This window comes from Parundibacterium terreum, from assembly GCF_014636315.1.
Lineage (GTDB): Bacteria > Pseudomonadota > Gammaproteobacteria > Burkholderiales > Burkholderiaceae_D > Undibacterium > Undibacterium terreum.
This window is the reverse complement of record NZ_BMED01000002.1, coordinates 112,903-130,075: the sequence shown is the minus strand read 5'-3', so window position 1 is coordinate 130,075 and position 17,173 is coordinate 112,903. Positions and strand designations below refer to the sequence as shown.

Sequence of the window (17,173 nt, the reverse complement as noted above, 5' to 3'; positions counted from 1 at the left end):
CTTATTTTTGCCTATTTGCCTTTAAAACGTATCAAAACTGGCTAATTTTGATGTGGTCGCTTACCTGATGTATTTGTGATCGACGTTCGGATCCAGTTCTACATGCGTCAGCCGGGTTTTTGCCAGCTTGTCGTGCAAGAATTGGCCATTCTTGTCCAAAAGTGCCGTCATGGCCCAGGCGGCGATGCCGGCAGCCACCATGCCGCTGACCTGGCTCAGACTGCGCAATTCAAATCGCCATGCGAGGATAGTTGCTGGTAGGAACCACATCCATGCCAACAGGTAGCGCACGACTGCTTTTGCCAGTGGTACGCGCTCGCCATCCAGATCGGTGACGCGTATGCGCCAGGTCTTTTGCGCCAACGTCTGGCCGCTCTTGCGCCAGCAATAAACGAAATACAGGCCCAGCACGGTAAATAGCCAAGCCTGCAGTGCTATGTGAAAGGCCGTGGAGCTGTTGGTTTGCGCGTAGGCGATAAACTTGATGCCGAAGATTGCTGCCACGCCGTAGAACGCGCATCCGGCCACCACCAGCAGGCCGAAAACCAGTACCGCTTCATACAGCATGCACACCAGGCGGCGTTTCATCCGCGGAGTCGTTAATATGGTTGACACGTTTTACTTTGCGACTGCTTGGGATGCCGGTGCGACATTGGTGGTAGCTGCAGGCATGGAAGCCGAGGCAGGAGGGGCGGGCAATTGCACGATCGCCGCCGCAGGCTGCGATGCCGGTACCGGATTGACGATACGTTTTGGCGCTACGGCTTTGATCGGCGCCAGGGGTACGGTTTTTCTCTGTGCTTCAGGCGGCAGGTTGGTGACCGTTTTCTTCTTGGCGGCTTCCTGCTCTGCCAATTGTTTCTTTTGTTCTTCGCTCAGTTGCTGGTATTGCTGCCACTGTGCAGATCTTTGTTCCGGCTTCAGGTTCATCACACGGGTAAAGTTCTCCCGCGCAGCCATGCGCTGCTCCGGGGTCAGCTTCACCCAGGCGCGCATGCGCTCCTGGATACGGGCTTGCTCATCCGGCTTCATCGATGGGTATTTATTGGCGATTTCCATCCATTTTCTTTTCTGGAGTTCGCCCATCATTGGCCAATCAGGCGCCAATGATGCGAGTACTGTCTTTTGGGTAGGCAGCAGGCTGGACCAGGTCGGTCCTACGCCGGCAACAGGCGGTGTTACCGTTGCTGCAGGCTTGGATGCAGATGCAGCATGCACGGCATTACCGCCGGCATAAGCCAGCGGTACGCATAAAAATGCGGCGAGTATGCTAGTCGTAATTCTGTTTTTGCCGGCTAAGTGAGCCAAATTAGTTACCGTTGGAACGGAAAAACGCACGCCTATTCCCCCGCATTATTCAGATAGGCAGTGAAGCCCGTGTCCAAGTAGGCATCCGGTGGCAATTCATCCACCAGGACTGCGGCGTCGATATCGGCCAGGTCCCTGACGCGGCGCTGCTCTTCATAGTGATAAATGCCGAACAGGCCGACGATCAGCACCAGCAAAGGCAGGGCGACACCCAGCTTGCCCATCCACGAGCCGGGGCCCTGGAACGAGAAGCCGGCATTGCCAGCCAACACGCCTTTAATGGCCAAAGCAGCACTAGGCGTGTCCGCCTTCTTGCGGGACATCGCTATTTTCCTGGCATTGGCCAGGCGGTCCAGAGTCTGGGACGGCAGTTTTTCTGCAGATTCGTTGAGTGCATGACGCACTTTATAGGCGAAATCAATATCCCTGGTTTCTTTTGAGTAGTTCATAAGCGTATCCCTTTAGCCTTCAGCGATGCTGCAAGAGCGTGTGTTGCGCGTGAGCAATGTGTTTTTACGCTCCCTTCAGAGCAGCCCATCGCCGCGGCCGTTTCAGCCACATCCATGTCCTCCCAGTAACGCATGAGGAAGGCTTCCCGTTGACGTGCGGGCAGTTTTTGTATTTCTTCGTCAATAATGGTGAGGACTTGCTCTCTTTCTATTTTATCAGCACTTGACTCCGAAGCCTCGGTCCCTTCTTCCGCCGAATAACTTTCCAATAAATCAAAATTATCATCGTCCTGATTGGCCGGTGTCATATTGGAAAACAGGCTGACCCAGGTATTGCGTACTTTTTCCCGGCGGAAAAAATCTAGTATCGTGTTCTGTAATATGCGCTGGAATAGCATCGGCAATTCGCCGGCAGGCTTGTCACCGTATTTTTCGGCGAGCTTGATCATTGCTTCCTGAACAATATCCAGTGCGGATTCATCATTGCGTACAGTATATGCTGCGTGCTTGAAGGCGCGGCGTTCTACGCCCTCCAGGAAATTGGATAATTCTTTATCTGTGGCCATGAGTGGCGTTCGTAATCATTGGTTCAAAGATGCGTGTCATTTCGGCGGGCCTCATCAATACGTCGCTTATTCTTTATCTTTTGCCGAAAATTCATTCATCAATAGCTAAATTCCGCGAAAAATCCTGGAAAAGTAGGTGGGAATTTTACTTTGCCTTGAAGACAGGGCTTTTTAATCGCGCTAATGCTAGCAAAAATGCTGCTTACTGTCCCTACAATTTTGTTACATATCTTGATTTGTCGGGCGTTTTTTGCAAGAAATTTGCGATTCAACCAAGAAATTGTCTTGACCAGATTGGTGCAACGCAGTACCGTACTAGTCCGCCCTGAGATCTCGGGGCAAAAAATGCCTGTCACATCGGCCCACAATGCCGGTCAAACAGGTGCGCTTTACTTGAAGCTGTTTGTTCTAACCCATGCCACAAGCGTGAGAAATTTGTAGTTGCAAGGCTTAAACACTGACTGAACGAGTGCCTTAAGCGGTGCCTGGAACTATGTCCAACGGATGTATGAAGGGTGGCGTGACAGCACAAAAAGGAATGGCAGCTAGCAGCCGCGCGAAGCAATTTCGCCAGGAAAGAACATCCTATCAATCTCCTATGGACCTTGAAAGGACAACAACCATGAATTCAGAAATAACAGGCGCAGAAATATTGGTACGATGTTTGGCCGAAGAGGGCGTTGAGCACGTTTTCGGATACCCAGGCGGTGCAGTACTGTATATTTACGATGCAATTTTCAATCAGGACAAGTTTCAACATATTCTTGTTCGCCATGAGCAGGCGGCGATTCACGCTGCAGATGCTTACTCCCGTTCCTCCCAAAAAGTTGGCGTAGCGCTGGTTACTTCCGGCCCAGGCGTGACCAATGCGGTTACAGGTCTGGCGACGGCCTATATGGATTCCATCCCTATGGTCATCATCTCCGGGCAGGTGCCTAGCCACGCAATCGGCCAGGATGCATTCCAGGAGTGCGATACCGTCGGTATTACGCGCCCCTGCGTCAAGCACAACTTCCTGGTCAAGGATGTAAGAGAGCTGGCGACAACGATCAAGAAAGCTTTCTATATCGCTTCTACAGGCAGGCCGGGTCCGGTGCTGGTGGATATCCCTAAGGATATCTCCATGCACAAGACGACCTACTCCTATCCTAAAGAGATAGAGATGCGTTCCTATAAGCCTGTCGATAAGGGCCATTCCGGCCAGATCCGCAAGGCTGTGCAGTTGCTGCTGCAGGCGGAACGCCCAATGATCTACACCGGCGGCGGTGTGATCCTGGCAAACGCTGCACCGGAACTGAACAAGCTGGTCGACAAGCTGGGTTTCCCGGTAACCAATACGCTGATGGGTCTCGGCGCCTACCGTGCCTCCGATGAGAAATTCGTCGGCATGCCGGGCATGCACGGTACCTATGAAGCCAACATGGCGATGCAGCATTGCGACGTGTTGATCGCCATCGGTGCGCGTTTCGATGACCGCGTGATCGGCAATCCGAAGAATTTCGCGTCGGTTCCGCGCAAGATCATCCATATCGATATCGATCCTTCATCGATTTCCAAGCGCGTCAAGGTGGATATTCCTATCGTCGGCAACGTCAAGGACGTGCTGCAGGAATTCCTGTCGCAATTGAATACGATAGAAATCCGTCCCGATCCCAAGGCGCTGGCGAGCTGGTGGAAACAGATAGGCGAGTGGCGCGGCCGCGATTGCCTGAAGTATCCAACTTCCAGTGAAGTCATCAAGCCGCAGGCGGTAGTGCAGAAGTTGTGGGAAGTGACCAAGGGCGATGCCTTTATCACGTCCGACGTCGGCCAGCATCAGATGTGGGCTGCGCAATACTATAACTTCGACAAACCGCGCCGCTGGATCAATTCCGGCGGTCTGGGCACGATGGGTGTCGGCTTGCCGTATGCGATGGGCGTGCAGATGGCCAATCCCGATGCCACGGTTGCCTGCGTGACTGGTGAAGCCTCCATCCAGATGTGTATCCAGGAACTGGCGACGTGCAAGCAATATCACTTGACGCCCAAGATCGTTCTGCTGAATAACCGCTTCCTCGGCATGGTCAGGCAGTGGCAGCAGATTGATTACGGCTCCCGCTATTCAGAATCCTATATGGATTCGCTGCCGGACTTTAACAAGCTGGTGGAGGCCTACGGCCACGTCGGCATGAAGATAGAAAAGCCGGGTGACGTGGATGGTGCGATGAGAGATGCATTTGCAATGAAAGACAGACTGGTATTCATGAATTTCATTACGGATCAAACCGAGAATGTCTGGCCTATGGTCAAGGCAGGCAAGGGCCTGACTGAAATGCTGTTGGGTTCGGAGGATCTGTAACATGAGACATATCATTTCTGTTTTGCTGGAAAATGAAGCAGGTGCCCTGTCCCGCGTTGTCGGTTTGTTTTCGGCCCGTGGCTACAACATTGAGACGCTGACTGTGGCGCCTACCGAAGATGCGACGCTGTCCCGGATGACGATAGTCACTTCCGGATCGGATGACATCATCGAGCAGATCACCAAGCATTTGAACCGCCTGATTGAGGTAGTGAAAGTGGTGGACCTGACCGAAGGTGCGCATATAGAGCGCGAACTGATGCTGATCAAGGTGAGGGCGGTCGGCAAGGAACGTGAAGAGATGAAGCGTACTGCGGATATTTTCCGTGGCCGCATCATCGACGTGACCGAAAAAACCTACACGATAGAACTGACCGGCAATAAGGGCAAGCTGGACGCCTTTATCGATTCCATCGATCGAACGGCGATCCTGGAAACGGTCCGTACCGGCGGTTCAGGCATTGGTCGCGGCGAGCGCATACTCAAGGTCTGACTCAAGATCCAATAATAATCTCTCTCAGAGTCTATGCGGGCGCTTAGATACCAGCCCGCTTAAACAAAATTCAACTGCATACTATTAAATTACTAGGATTAAAAATGAAAGTTTTCTACGATAAAGATTGTGACCTGTCCCTGATCAAAGATAAAAACGTAACCATCATCGGCTACGGTTCGCAAGGACATGCGCACGCACAAAACCTGAATGATTCCGGCTGCAAAGTAACTGTCGCACTGCGTAAAGACGGCGCTTCATGGAACAAGGCAAAAAATGCCGGCCTGAACGTGGCCGAAGTCAACGAAGCAGTGAAAGCTGCAGACGTCATCATGATTTTGCTGCCGGATGAAAATATCGCCCAGGTTTACAACGAGAATGTCGCTCCGCATGCAAAACAAGGCGCGGTACTGGCATTTGCACACGGCTTCAACGTTCACTACGGACAAGTTGTTCCTCGCGCCGATCTGGACGTGATCATGATCGCTCCTAAAGCTCCAGGCCATACCGTGCGCGGTACTTACAGCCAGGGCGGCGGTGTTCCCCACCTGATCGCTGTGTACCAGGATAAATCCGGTTCCGCACGCGATATCGCTCTGTCTTATGCAATGGCGAATGGCGGCGGCCGTGCCGGCATCATCGAAACCAACTTCCGCGAAGAAACAGAAACTGATTTGTTCGGCGAACAGGCAGTGCTGTGCGGCGGTACCGTGGAACTGATCAAGGCCGGTTTTGAAACTCTGGTTGAAGCCGGTTACGCGCCTGAAATGGCTTACTTCGAATGCCTGCATGAACTGAAACTGATCGTTGACCTGATCTATGAAGGCGGTATCGCCAACATGAACTACTCGATCTCCAATAATGCGGAATACGGCGAATATGTCACAGGGCCACGCATCGTGACCGAAGACACCAAGAACGCAATGCGCCAATGCCTGAAAGACATTCAAACAGGCGAATACGCGAAGAGCTTCATCCTGGAAAACAAGGCTGGCGCACCAACCCTGATTTCACGCCGTCGCTTGACTGCAGAACATCAGATCGAAGAAGTGGGCGGCAAGTTGCGGGCTATGATGCCTTGGATTGCCAAAAACAAGCTGGTCGATCAGTCGAAAAACTAATCTGCTGATATTACCGGGCATCATCCAGTGCGCGCTTGCAAGCGCGCACAGCTTGAAGTCGAAAAGCTGCACGCAGGTGCAGCTTTTTTTTCGACTTCAAGTGCACATGGATTGCCAAAAACAATCTGGTCGATCAGTCGAAAACTAATTTTTTGATGTCATTAAAAAAGCCGCACGCAAGTGCGGTTTTTTTTTATTCTTAGCTAGTACAATTGTTAGCAATTGTGAACAACTTGGCAATTTTTTGAACTTCGTGGCAAGCTTTGTGTCTTAAACGCAATTATTGGAGAAAAAATATGAAACCTATCCTCGCTCTGGTCGCCGCAAGTGTCATTGCTTTGCCATCCTATGCTCAGCAAGTTACTGGCGCTGAAGTCGTCGTTGCCGGTTCCGCCGATATCAAAGCCGACAACGATCAGGCGGTCGCCACCTTTTTCATTGAAGAGCAGGATAAGGACAAGGATAAGGCCGCGTCCCGCGTCAACCAGAAGATGAAAGCCGGCACCGACATTATCAAGAAGGAAGATCCGCAAGCGGCCTTGAGCACGCGCGGCTACTACACCTATCCTGTGTACGCTGAAGACGCTGCGTCGGTATCGAGCCCGCAGCGCAAGCGTACGCAGACTGGCTGGAGGGTCGGGCAGTATCTGGAAGTAAAAACGGAAAACCTGAAGCAGTTGCCCGCAACTGCCGCTGCTGCGCAAAAAATACTCGCGCTGAACGGCCTCTCCTTTGGCCTGTCTGATGCCGCGACCAAGAAGTTTGAAGCAGAGCGTCTGCAGGCCAGCTATAAAAACTTCATGGAGAAAGTGGCTGTCATCGTGACTGCCATGGGACATAAGCCGGCAGACGCCGTGGTTGAGTCCGTCAATTTTGAAGGGACTGACAGCATGCCTGGCCGTTATGCGGCGGCGCCGATGATGATGGCGAAATCTTCCCGCATGGACGCGGACGTGGCTGAACTCAGCTTTGAGCCCGGCACGACCACGCTCAGCGCCAAGGTGCTGGGAAAAGTCAGGATCAAGTAAACCAGCTTGGGGCTGAAGGCCATCCTTTTGCAGGATGGCCGGTTTTTGAAAGTGGTGTGTGCGATCCTGCATAGTTTTCCTGCCGGGAAATAGCGGGTATACTCCAGCACGGTATTCCCCTCACGCATTGCGCGGAGGGAAATGGATGGCGTTACCCTGACGCTGCCCTATCCAGGCATCCCCTAAATAAAGTAAATGACGGCATTTGGGGACGCTTGCGCTTCATTAGTGATGGTAGCCATCGGCCCGATCAAGTATATTTGTGATTCCAATAATATAAACGCTGAAAATACGCATGACATCTCCCCCAAGCCGTAAACCCAAAGGCAGTTTCAAGCTTTTTCCCAAGCGTGCCCGTAAAGGCCAGTTGGCCGCGGAAGCTGCTGCGCACGAAGCGGCTCGGCCGGTAAAAAGACGGCGCGGCATCTATCTGCTGCCAAATGCGTTTACAACCGCTGCGCTGTTTTGCGGGTTTTACGCGATTGTGATGGGGATGAATCAGCGTTTCGACCAGGCTGCCTTGGCCATTTTCGTCGCGATGGTGCTGGATAGCCTGGATGGCCGCGTGGCGCGCATGACCAATACCCAAAGTGAATTTGGTGCGCAATACGATAGCCTGTCCGACATGATTTCCTTTGGCGCTGCACCTGCACTGGTCGTGTATGAGTGGTCGCTGAAGGGCATGGGCAAACTGGGCTGGCTGGCGGCTTTTGTCTATTGTGCCGGTGCTGCGCTAAGGCTGGCCCGTTTCAATACCAATATCGCGGTTGTTGACAAGCGCTACTTCCAGGGCTTGCCTAGCCCTGCAGCGGCGGCCCTCGTCGCCGGCTTTGTGCTGTTGATGGAGGACTTGCATTTCGTTGGCCTGGAGCTGAGCTGGAGCGCCTGGTTTATTACCCTGTATGCGGGGCTGACGATGGTGACCAATGTGCCTTTCTATAGCTTCAAGGACTTGAACCTGCGCCGCTCGGTGCCTTTTATTGCGCCTTTCCTGATTGTGCTGGCCTATGTGGCCGTGGTCAGCGATCCGCCCAAGGTGTTGTTCGGCCTGTTTGTGCTGTATGGCTTGTCCGGCTATATCGTGCTGTTGTGGAGGTGGCGGAAAGGCAGGCCGATCAGTATTGTGCAGACAACAGTTGAGCCTCATGAGGACAAGTAGGACCGATGAATAAACGAAAGCCATGCAGCGTCATTGTTGCATGGCTTTTTGATTTTCAGGCGTCACCCAATCCTGCCCCTTTTTATTAGAACTCATTTCATAGATAGGAGCGAGTGCGAACGAGTCCATTTGGGATGCAGTGCGAGGCGTGTCGCGACGCAAAGACTGGCCGTCTTTGCTAGCGGCGCAACGCTGCAATGCGCCCAAATGGACCGTTCCCGAAGGGTTTGCCTTAAAAGTGGCGCTGGACTGCGTTGCACTCGTTGTCAATAGCTCGCTATTGACGCCTCGCACGCCTTGCCAGCGCCACTTTTAAGGCAAACGCATCTCACTCCTATTTATGAAATGAGTTCTAGTAGAAACTGCTATAAATTCTTGCACTTTCGGCTAATCGCGCTTATAGTCTTTTGCATGAATTTTGCGTCTACATCCTTCGCAACAGACACTAAAGCGAGCTTACAAGGCTTGCCATTGCTACTATTGCCGCTACTGGCAGCATTCCTAGTGCGGTAACGCGCTAAATCCCCCTATCCCCACAATTTGAGCCGTCATCCACCCCTGTGTGTCTTGCAAGGGTAGGGAAAAGGGCATCAAAAATTATTGTTTTTAGTTAATAGCTTATTTACTTACATCGTCAGCCTCAGGAGAGAGATCATGGCAGAAAAACTCATCATATTCGATACGACCTTGCGCGATGGCGAACAGTCGCCCGGCGCTTCCATGACCAAGGAAGAAAAGATCCGTATCGCGCGCCAGCTGGAGCGCCTGAAAGTGGATGTGATCGAGGCCGGTTTTGCCGCAGCATCGCAAGGTGATTTCGAGGCGATCACTGCGATCTCCGGTGCGGTCAAGGATTCCATCATCTGCTCGCTGTCGCGCGCCAATGACCGCGATATCGCGCGAGCTGCAGAGGCCTTGCAGGTAGCGCGGCGGAAGCGTATCCACACCTTTATTGCGACTTCTCCTTTGCATATGGAAAAGAAGCTGCGCATGACGCCGGACCAGGTGTTTGAGCAGGCCAAGCAGGCCGTGCGTTTTGCGCGCAATTTCACCGATGACGTTGAGTTCAGCCCGGAAGACGGCAGCCGCTCCGACATGGATTTTCTGTGCCGGGTGATCGAGGCCGTTATCACCGAGGGTGCGACCACCATCAATTTCGCCGACACGGTAGGCTATGGCGTGCCTGAGCTGTACGGCAATATGCTGAAAACCCTGCGCGAGCGCATTCCTAATTCTGACAAGGCCGTCTGGTCCGTGCATTGCCATAATGACCTGGGCATGGCGGTCGCCAATTCGCTGGCCGGCGTCATGATAGGCGGCGCGCGCCAGGTGGAATGCACGATCAATGGCCTGGGCGAGCGTGCCGGCAATACGGCGCTGGAAGAGATCGTGATGGCGGTGCGTACCCGCAAGGATCACTTCAACCTGGACTTCAATATAGATACAACGCAGATCGTGGCGACCTCCAAGCTGGTATCGCAGATCACCGGCTTTGCGGTGCAGCCGAACAAGGCGGTGGTCGGCGCCAATGCGTTTGCCCATGCATCGGGCATCCACCAGGATGGCATCCTGAAGGCGCGCGATACCTATGAAATTATGCGGGCCGAAGATGTGGGCTGGAGTGCCAACAAGATCGTGCTTGGCAAGCTGTCCGGCCGCAATGCATTCAAGCAGCGCCTGGATGAGTTGGGCATCAAGCTGGAGTCGGAAGGGGAAGTCAATGCGGCGTTTGCGCGTTTCAAGGAACTGGCCGACCGCAAATCCGAGATTTTCGACGAAGACATCATGTCCCTGGTCTCTGATGAAGAGCATTCGCACGATAATGAATGCTATCGTTTCGTGTCGCTGGCGCAGCATTCCGAAACCGGCGAACGGCCTGCCGCAAAGATTGTTTTCACCATTGATTCCAAGGAAGTGACTTGCGACGGCCATGGAAATGGCCCGGTGGATGCCATCGTCAATGCGATTGAGTCAAAAACCCAGAGCGGCTCCGAATTGCTGCTGTTCTCGGTGAATGCGATTACAACGGGCACCCAGTCCCAGGGTGAGGTGACGATGCGCCTGTCCAAGGCGGGGCGTATAGTAAACGGAGTGGGGGCGGATCCTGACATCGTTGTTGCTTCAGCGAAAGCATATTTGTCTGCGCTGAACAAGCTGCATTCGAAAGTGGAAAAACTGAATCCGCAGATATAGGGGAGGTCACAGGGTAAAGCAGCGATGGTTTGTCATATATTTGATTCACCATCGCATTTATGCTATATTCACGCGTCTTGCCATCCCGGCAGGATAAGTGAATGCTTGTTATCACGATAATAAAAGGGTTGTTCTGGCTCGTTTGCCAGGAGTTTTCTTCTCTTTTTATCGCATGTTAAGGAATATTATGTCTATCGAAAAAAACGCTAAAGCCGCGATCGTTGCGGATAATGCCCGTGGTCAAAATGACACAGGTTCTCCAGAAGTTCAAGTTGCTCTGCTGACTGCACGCATCAACGATCTGAACGGTCACTTCAAAGCTCACGCTAAAGATCACCACTCCCGTCGTGGTTTGATCATGATGGTTAACCGTCGTAAGAGCCTGTTGTCCTACCTGAAGAACAAAGATCTGAATCGCTATCGCTCCCTGATCGAAAAACTCGGTCTGCGTAAGTAATTCATTGCTTTTTACAGCAAAAGTTTTATAGCAAAAAGCCTGCGCCAGTTTTCTGTCGCGGGCTTTTTGTCGTTTGTGCAGTTTGAAGTTTGTAGTTTGCAGTAAGACGACTCTTACTCTTGGAATCGTCCGTGGTGAGGTGAACGACAGCGCCTGAAAATCTGTCGGCAAAATAGAAAGGACGCATTGTGTTTAATAAAATTACTAAAACCTTCCAGTACGGTCAACATCAAGTCACTCTGGAAACTGGCGAGATCGCTCGTCAAGCTTCTGGTGCAGTCATGGTTTCCATCGAGGATACCGTGGTGCTGGCAACTGTGGTTGCTCGCAAGGATGCCAAGCCAGGCCAGGATTTCTTCCCCCTGACAGTTGACTACCTTGAAAAAACTTACGCTGCCGGTCGTATTCCTGGTGGCTTCTTCAAGCGTGAAGGCCGTCCTTCGGAAAAAGAAACTTTAACTTCGCGCCTGATCGACCGTCCTATTCGTCCATTGTTCCCAGAAGGGTACATGAACGAAGTACAGGTCATCGTGCACGTATTGTCGGTCAATCCAGAGATCGATCCTGATATCGCAGCAATGATCGGCGCTTCCGCCGCGTTGTGCGTTTCCGGTGTTCCATTTAGCGGCCCAGTCGGCGCAGCGCGCGTTGGCTATATCGACGGCCAATATGTACTGAACCCGACTACTACCCAGTTGAAATCTTCGTTGATGGATCTGGTTGTTGCTGGTACAGAGCAAGCGGTGCTGATGGTTGAGTCCGAAGCGCAGCAATTGTCTGAAGAAGTCATGCTGGGCGCGGTTGTTTATGGTCACGACCAGATGAAGGCTGTGATCGACGCAATCCATGAACTGGTGCGTGACGGCGGCAAGCCTGAAGTGCAATGGGCGCCAGCGCCTAAAAACGAAGCTCTGATCTCTGCTGTCACAGCAGTAGCTGAGCCTTTGTTGCGCGCTGCTTACCAGACTAAAGAAAAACAAGCCCGTACCCAGTTGCTGAAAGATGCGACTGCATCAGTTGGTACTGCACTGGCTGCCCAGGCTGCTGCCAAAGGCGAATCCGCTCCTGATTCTTCCGAAGTGGGCAATATCCTGTTTGATCTGGAAGCGAAGATTGTTCGTTCCCAGATCCTGGAAGGCGAGCCACGTATCGATGGCCGCGATACACGCACAGTGCGTCCTATTTCCATCCGTACCGGCGTATTGCCACGTACGCATGGTACAGCGCTGTTCACACGCGGTGAAACACAGGCGCTGGTAATCGCGACCCTGGGTACTGCACGCGATGAGCAAAAAATTGATGCATTGATGGGTGAGTACTCTGACCGCTTCATGCTGCATTACAACATGCCTCCGTTCGCTACCGGCGAAACAGGCCGCGTAGGCACGCCTAAGCGTCGTGAAATCGGTCACGGCCGTCTGGCCAAGCGTGCTTTGCAAGCTGCATTGCCTGCACCGGAAGATTTCAGCTACTCCGTTCGTCTGGTTTCTGAAATCACTGAATCCAATGGTTCCTCGTCGATGGCTTCCGTCTGCGGCGGCTGCCTGGCGTTGATGGATGCGGGCGTACCGATGAAGGCGCACGTTGCCGGTATTGCGATGGGCCTGATCAAGGATGGCAACAAGTTTGCTGTTCTGACGGACATCCTGGGTGATGAAGATCACCTCGGCGATATGGACTTCAAGGTAGCTGGTACTGCAGAAGGCATTACTGCATTGCAAATGGATATCAAGATCCAGGGCATCACCAAGGAAATCATGCAAGTGGCTTTGGCGCAAGCGAAAGAAGGCCGTGTGCATATCCTGGCAAAAATGCAGGAAGCCGTACCGCACGGTAAGACTGAACTGTCCGACTTTGCTCCACGCCTGATCACTGTCAAGATCAATCCGGAAAAAATCCGTGACGTTATCGGCAAAGGCGGCGCAGTAATTCGCGCGCTGACTGAGGAAACCGGCACGCAAATCGATATCAGCGACGAAGGCGTTGTGACTATCGCTTCCGTGGATGCGGCGGCTGGCCAAGAAGCCAAACGCCGTATCGAGGAATTGACGGCAGAAGTTGAAGTCGGCAAGACCTACGACGGTACTGTATTGAAATTGCTGGATTTCGGCGCGATCGTGCAAATCATGCCAGGCAAAGACGGCTTGTTGCATATCAGCCAGATCGCCAATGAGCGCGTCAATGCAGTTGCCGACTACCTGAAAGAAGGCCAGCAAGTGCGTGTCAAGGTTCTGGAAACTGATGACCGCGGCCGTTTCAAACTGTCCATGAAAGCAGCGCTGGAAGCTGAGCCTCAACAGCAGCAACAGCAGCAAGAAGCCCCGGCTCCGCAACAGCCAGAGTAAATATTGAGTCCGGCCGGCATCGATGTTGAATTGATGTGCGCCGGTCAATAAGCAACACCCAAAGCGCCCGTTTCAACGGGCGTTTTTTTTATCGGCTAAAATCGGGTCTTTCCTAAAGGATTTAACACCATGCGAGCAGTGGAAATTACCCAGTACGGCAAACCGGAAGTATTGAAAATATGTGAGCGCGAGGTTCCGCAAATCAAGGCTGGCGAGGTGCTGATTCGGGTGCTGGCCGCCGGCATCAACCGTCCCGATGTGCTGCAGCGCCTGGGGCATTATCCGGTGCCGCCGGGTGCGTCGGATCTGCCTGGCCTGGAGGTTGCTGGGGAAATTGTCGATGGTGATCTGGCTGGCAGTGGATTCAGCAAGGGCGATCTGGTGTGCGCGCTGGTGCAGGGCGGCGGATATGCCGAGTACTGCGCGGCGCCGCTAGCGCAATGCCTGCCTGTTCCTGCGGGTTTGTCGCCGGTGGAGGCAGCTTCTTTGCCTGAAACCTTTTTCACCGTCTGGAGCAATGTGTTTGATCGAGCCAGATTGTCTGCCGGCGAGACTTTGATGGTGCAGGGTGGCACCTCGGGCATAGGCGTGACGGCGATTCAGATTGCGACGGCGCTGGGACACAGGGTTTTTGCAACGGCAGGCTCTGACGACAAGTGCAGGGCGACCGAGCGCCTTGGCGCCGAGCGCGGCATCAACTACAAAACCGAGGATTTCAAGGAGGTGGTCAAATCGCTGACCGATGGGCGGGGTGTGGATGTGATCCTGGACATGGTGGCGGGTGACTACGTACCGCGTGAGATCGACAGCCTTGCCGATGACGGCAGGCTGGTTTTGATTGCCTTGCTGGGCGGTGCTCGCGCCGATCTGGACCTCGCGCAGGTGCTGCGCCGGCGTCTGGTGGTGACTGGCTCCACGCTGCGCCCGCGTCCGGTTGCGTTCAAGGCTGCAATTGCACAGCAATTGCAGGCTAGGGTGTGGCCTTTGCTGGCCAGTGGCAAGATCAAGCCTGTTATTCACCAGATTTTCCCGCTGGCGCAGGCGGATCAGGCGCATGCAATGATGGAAGGTGGTAGCCATATAGGCAAAATCGTGTTGCAGGTGGCGTAGAGCCGCTACAGTGGCAGTTCGAAGTTATCCTCCAATTTCACGTGTCTGGAGAGGTGTACACTGTGCTGCCGCGCCGTCAGGTGCCGGAATCTGATCGTTTTTGCATGTTTTGCGGCGTTTTACGTGGCCGTTCGTTTGACCCCTTATAATGCACGGGCTACAATAGAGGGTTAATTGAATTTTAGGTAGCTATGCGACGTACTCTGATAGCCGGTAATTGGAAGATGAATGGCAGCTTTGCTGCCAATGCCGCGTTGCTGGCCGAAATCAAGGCTGGATTGGCGGGGCAGGCGGCGGATTGCGACGTGTTGGTCTGTGCTCCGGCGCCGTATTTGCTGCAATGCGCGGATGTGCTGGCTGGCAGTGCTGTTGCGTGGGGCGCGCAGGATGTTTCCGCGCACGACGTGGGAGCTTATACTGGCGAGGTTTCGGCATCGATGCTGGCCGATTGTGCTTGCCAGTATGTGATAGTCGGACATTCCGAGCGCAGGGCCTACCATCTTGAAAGTAATGAGCTGGTTGCGCAAAAGGCGCAGCAGGTATTGCGCGCAGGTTTGCGTCCTGTTATTTGTGTGGGCGAGACTTTGCAGCAGCGAGAGCTGGGTCAGACCAATAATGTGGTCACGGCTCAGTTGCAGGCAGTTTTGGATGTGCTGGAAGCCGCAGATGTGCTGAAGATTGTGGTTGCCTACGAGCCCGTATGGGCCATCGGCACCGGCAAGACGGCAACGCCACAAATGGCGCAGGATGTGCATGCGGTATTGCGTGCGCAACTGGCCGCCAAGGATGTGATCGCAGCGGAGCGGGTGCAGATTTTGTACGGCGGCAGCATGAAGCCGGACAATGCGAAGGAGTTGCTGGCGATGGCGGATATTGATGGCGGCCTGATCGGCGGTGCGGCATTGAAATCTGCGGATTTCCTGGCGATTGCCCGCGCAGCCTGAATCTCGCGGCTGGCGCAGAAAAGAATCTATTTCGGTAGTGTTTTGTAGTGTGGTAGTGATTAATTTTAATTGGGTGTATTGAATGCAAACTATGTTCACTTTGGTAGTGATTGTTCAGGTTCTGGCGGCGCTGACGATTATTGGTCTGGTTCTCTTGCAGCACGGTAAGGGTGCTGATATGGGGGCCTCATTCGGTTCTGGCGCATCTGGTAGTTTGTTTGGTGCAACCGGCTCATCAAATTTTCTGTCCAAGTCCACAGGTGTTGCTGCGGCGGTGTTTTTCGCATCTACTCTGGCCTTGGCCTATATTGGTGCCAATCGCGGCGCTCCTTCTGTCGGTGTGATGGATAATCTGCCTGCTGTGAAAACGGCGCCTGCCGGTGCTTCCGCGCCTGCTGCGAGCGCACCAGTTGCCCCGGCAACCAGTGCCCCGGCAAGTGCTGCTGGCCAGGCAAATCAGATTCCGAAATAAATTTGTTTCGCTCTGTATAAAAGCGTTGAATTGGTGCAATTGTGCGTTGAACAATGAGGCCGCTCATAGTAGAATACAGGGCTTATGCCGACGTGGTGAAATTGGTAGACACGCTATCTTGAGGGGGTAGTGGCGAAAGCTGTACGAGTTCGAGTCTCGTCGTCGGCACCAACAAAAAAAACTGGTCAGCGATCTTCTGCTGGCTTTGTCGAGGAAGTGGTCGTTTTGATTCATCGAATCATTCAAGGATTTCTAAAGGCTGCAGCAAGCAGTCGATTTACGGAATGTCCTCAACGTATCGTTCAATTACAGGTAGCCTAACGTGAACCTCGAAAATTATTTCCCTGTTCTCTTATTTATTCTGGTCGGTATCGGCGTTGGTGTCGTTCCGCAGGTGCTTGGTCGCGTTCTCGCGCCCTACAGGCCTGATGACCAAAAACTCTCTCCTTATGAATGCGGCTTCGAGGCTTTCGAAGATGCGCGCATGAAGTTTGACGTTCGTTATTATCTGGTGGCAATCCTGTTCATCTTGTTTGATCTGGAAACTGCATTCTTCTTCCCTTGGGGCGTTGCAATGCGCGACCTGGGTTGGTACGGTTTTCTGATTATGCTCGGTTTCATTGCTGAATTCGCGGTGGGCTTCTGGTATATCTGGAAAAAAGGCGCCCTGGATTGGGAATGATCGAAGGAATATATTATGGCAATTGAAGGCGTATTAAACGAAGGTTTTGTAACGACGACAGCCGACAAGCTGATCAACTGGACGCGCACTGGCTCCATGTGGCCTATGACATTCGGTCTGGCATGCTGTGCGGTTGAGATGATGCACGCTGGTGCTTCGCGTTACGATCTGGATCGTTTTGGTGTAGTGTTCCGTCCATCTCCGCGTCAGTCCGACGTGATGATCGTCGCCGGTACGCTGTGCAACAAGATGGCTCCGGCCTTGCGCAAGGTGTATGACCAGATGGCTGAGCCGCGCTGGGTCATCTCCATGGGTTCCTGCGCAAACGGTGGCGGCTATTACCACTATTCTTATTCTGTGGTGCGTGGATGCGATCGCATCGTGCCGGTTGATATTTATGTCCCCGGCTGTCCACCGACTGCAGAGGCTTTGTTGTACGGCATCATACAGTTGCAGAACAAAATTAAGCGTACCAATACGATAGCGCGCTGATACTTGGTGCTTGCGT

The 17,173-nt window shown here is 53.2% G+C and carries 17 protein-coding genes and 1 tRNA gene; 14 read left to right on the top strand and 4 right to left on the bottom strand.

From position 1 onward, the window contains the following. Positions 1-60: 60 nt before the first annotated feature. From IEW12_RS09585 to IEW12_RS09570, 4 genes are read right to left on the bottom strand one after another with little or no spacing between them, the layout of a single operon-like run. The gene (locus tag IEW12_RS09585) at positions 61-615 is read right to left on the bottom strand and encodes an RDD family protein (protein ID WP_188565848.1); all 555 of its coding nucleotides are present in this window, start codon (positions 613-615) and stop codon (positions 61-63) included. A 3-nt stretch (positions 616-618) separates the two neighbouring features. Then, positions 619-1,308, bottom strand: a complete 690-nt coding sequence (locus tag IEW12_RS09580; protein ID WP_188565847.1) for a DUF3106 domain-containing protein — start codon at positions 1,306-1,308, stop codon at positions 619-621. Positions 1,309-1,340: 32 nt separating this feature from the next. Further along, positions 1,341-1,757: a DUF3619 family protein gene (locus tag IEW12_RS09575; protein ID WP_188565846.1), complete on the bottom strand. Its 417-nt coding sequence runs from the start codon at positions 1,755-1,757 to the stop codon at positions 1,341-1,343. Further along, positions 1,754-2,323 (bottom strand): RNA polymerase sigma factor, encoded by a 570-nt coding sequence (locus IEW12_RS09570; RefSeq protein WP_188565845.1) that lies wholly within the window; start codon positions 2,321-2,323, stop codon positions 1,754-1,756. The genes IEW12_RS09575 and IEW12_RS09570 overlap by 4 nt, the downstream gene beginning before the upstream one ends. A gap of 622 nt (positions 2,324-2,945) precedes the next feature. Between IEW12_RS09570 and IEW12_RS09565 the strand changes: the two genes are divergently transcribed. The 14 genes from IEW12_RS09565 to IEW12_RS09500 all read left to right on the top strand — a co-directional run bounded on the left by IEW12_RS09565 (position 2,946) and on the right by IEW12_RS09500 (position 17,157). Next, complete coding sequence (locus IEW12_RS09565) at positions 2,946-4,661, top strand: acetolactate synthase 3 catalytic subunit (RefSeq protein WP_188565844.1); 1,716 nt, start codon at positions 2,946-2,948, stop codon at positions 4,659-4,661. Between the two features lies 1 nt (position 4,662). Further along, positions 4,663-5,154, top strand: coding sequence for an acetolactate synthase small subunit (ilvN, locus tag IEW12_RS09560; protein ID WP_188565843.1), 492 nt, complete (start codon positions 4,663-4,665; stop codon positions 5,152-5,154). 104 nt (positions 5,155-5,258) lie between these two features. Continuing rightward, positions 5,259-6,275, top strand: a complete 1,017-nt coding sequence (gene ilvC / locus IEW12_RS09555) for a ketol-acid reductoisomerase (protein ID WP_188565842.1) — start codon at positions 5,259-5,261, stop codon at positions 6,273-6,275. 296 nt (positions 6,276-6,571) lie between these two features. Continuing rightward, positions 6,572-7,303 (top strand): SIMPL domain-containing protein, encoded by a 732-nt coding sequence (locus IEW12_RS09550; protein WP_188565841.1) that lies wholly within the window; start codon positions 6,572-6,574, stop codon positions 7,301-7,303. 295 nt (positions 7,304-7,598) lie between these two features. Next, a complete protein-coding gene (gene pssA, locus IEW12_RS09545) occupies positions 7,599-8,462 on the top strand; it encodes a CDP-diacylglycerol--serine O-phosphatidyltransferase (protein WP_188565840.1) in 864 nt (287 codons plus the stop codon). Positions 8,463-9,116: 654 nt separating this feature from the next. Then, a complete protein-coding gene (locus tag IEW12_RS09540; RefSeq protein ID WP_188565839.1) occupies positions 9,117-10,655 on the top strand; it encodes a 2-isopropylmalate synthase in 1,539 nt (512 codons plus the stop codon). 187 nt (positions 10,656-10,842) lie between these two features. Further along, positions 10,843-11,112 (top strand): 30S ribosomal protein S15, encoded by a 270-nt coding sequence (rpsO, locus tag IEW12_RS09535; protein WP_188565838.1) that lies wholly within the window; start codon positions 10,843-10,845, stop codon positions 11,110-11,112. Between the two features lie 188 nt (positions 11,113-11,300). Next, positions 11,301-13,457, top strand: coding sequence for a polyribonucleotide nucleotidyltransferase (gene pnp / locus IEW12_RS09530; protein ID WP_188565837.1), 2,157 nt, complete (start codon positions 11,301-11,303; stop codon positions 13,455-13,457). Positions 13,458-13,586: 129 nt separating this feature from the next. Next, positions 13,587-14,567: an NAD(P)H-quinone oxidoreductase gene (locus IEW12_RS09525; protein ID WP_188565836.1), complete on the top strand. Its 981-nt coding sequence runs from the start codon at positions 13,587-13,589 to the stop codon at positions 14,565-14,567. Between the two features lie 191 nt (positions 14,568-14,758). Then, positions 14,759-15,511: a triose-phosphate isomerase gene (tpiA, locus tag IEW12_RS09520; protein ID WP_188565835.1), complete on the top strand. Its 753-nt coding sequence runs from the start codon at positions 14,759-14,761 to the stop codon at positions 15,509-15,511. 82 nt (positions 15,512-15,593) lie between these two features. Beyond that, positions 15,594-15,983: a preprotein translocase subunit SecG gene (gene secG / locus IEW12_RS09515; RefSeq protein WP_188565834.1), complete on the top strand. Its 390-nt coding sequence runs from the start codon at positions 15,594-15,596 to the stop codon at positions 15,981-15,983. Positions 15,984-16,069: 86 nt separating this feature from the next. Beyond that, positions 16,070-16,154, top strand: a tRNA-Leu gene (locus IEW12_RS09510). A gap of 151 nt (positions 16,155-16,305) precedes the next feature. Next, on the top strand, positions 16,306-16,665 hold the full coding sequence (locus IEW12_RS09505; protein WP_188565833.1) for an NADH-quinone oxidoreductase subunit A: 360 nt from the start codon (positions 16,306-16,308) through the stop codon (positions 16,663-16,665). A gap of 15 nt (positions 16,666-16,680) precedes the next feature. Further along, a complete protein-coding gene (locus IEW12_RS09500; RefSeq protein ID WP_188565832.1) occupies positions 16,681-17,157 on the top strand; it encodes a NuoB/complex I 20 kDa subunit family protein in 477 nt (158 codons plus the stop codon). The last annotated feature ends 16 nt before the right edge of the window (positions 17,158-17,173 follow it).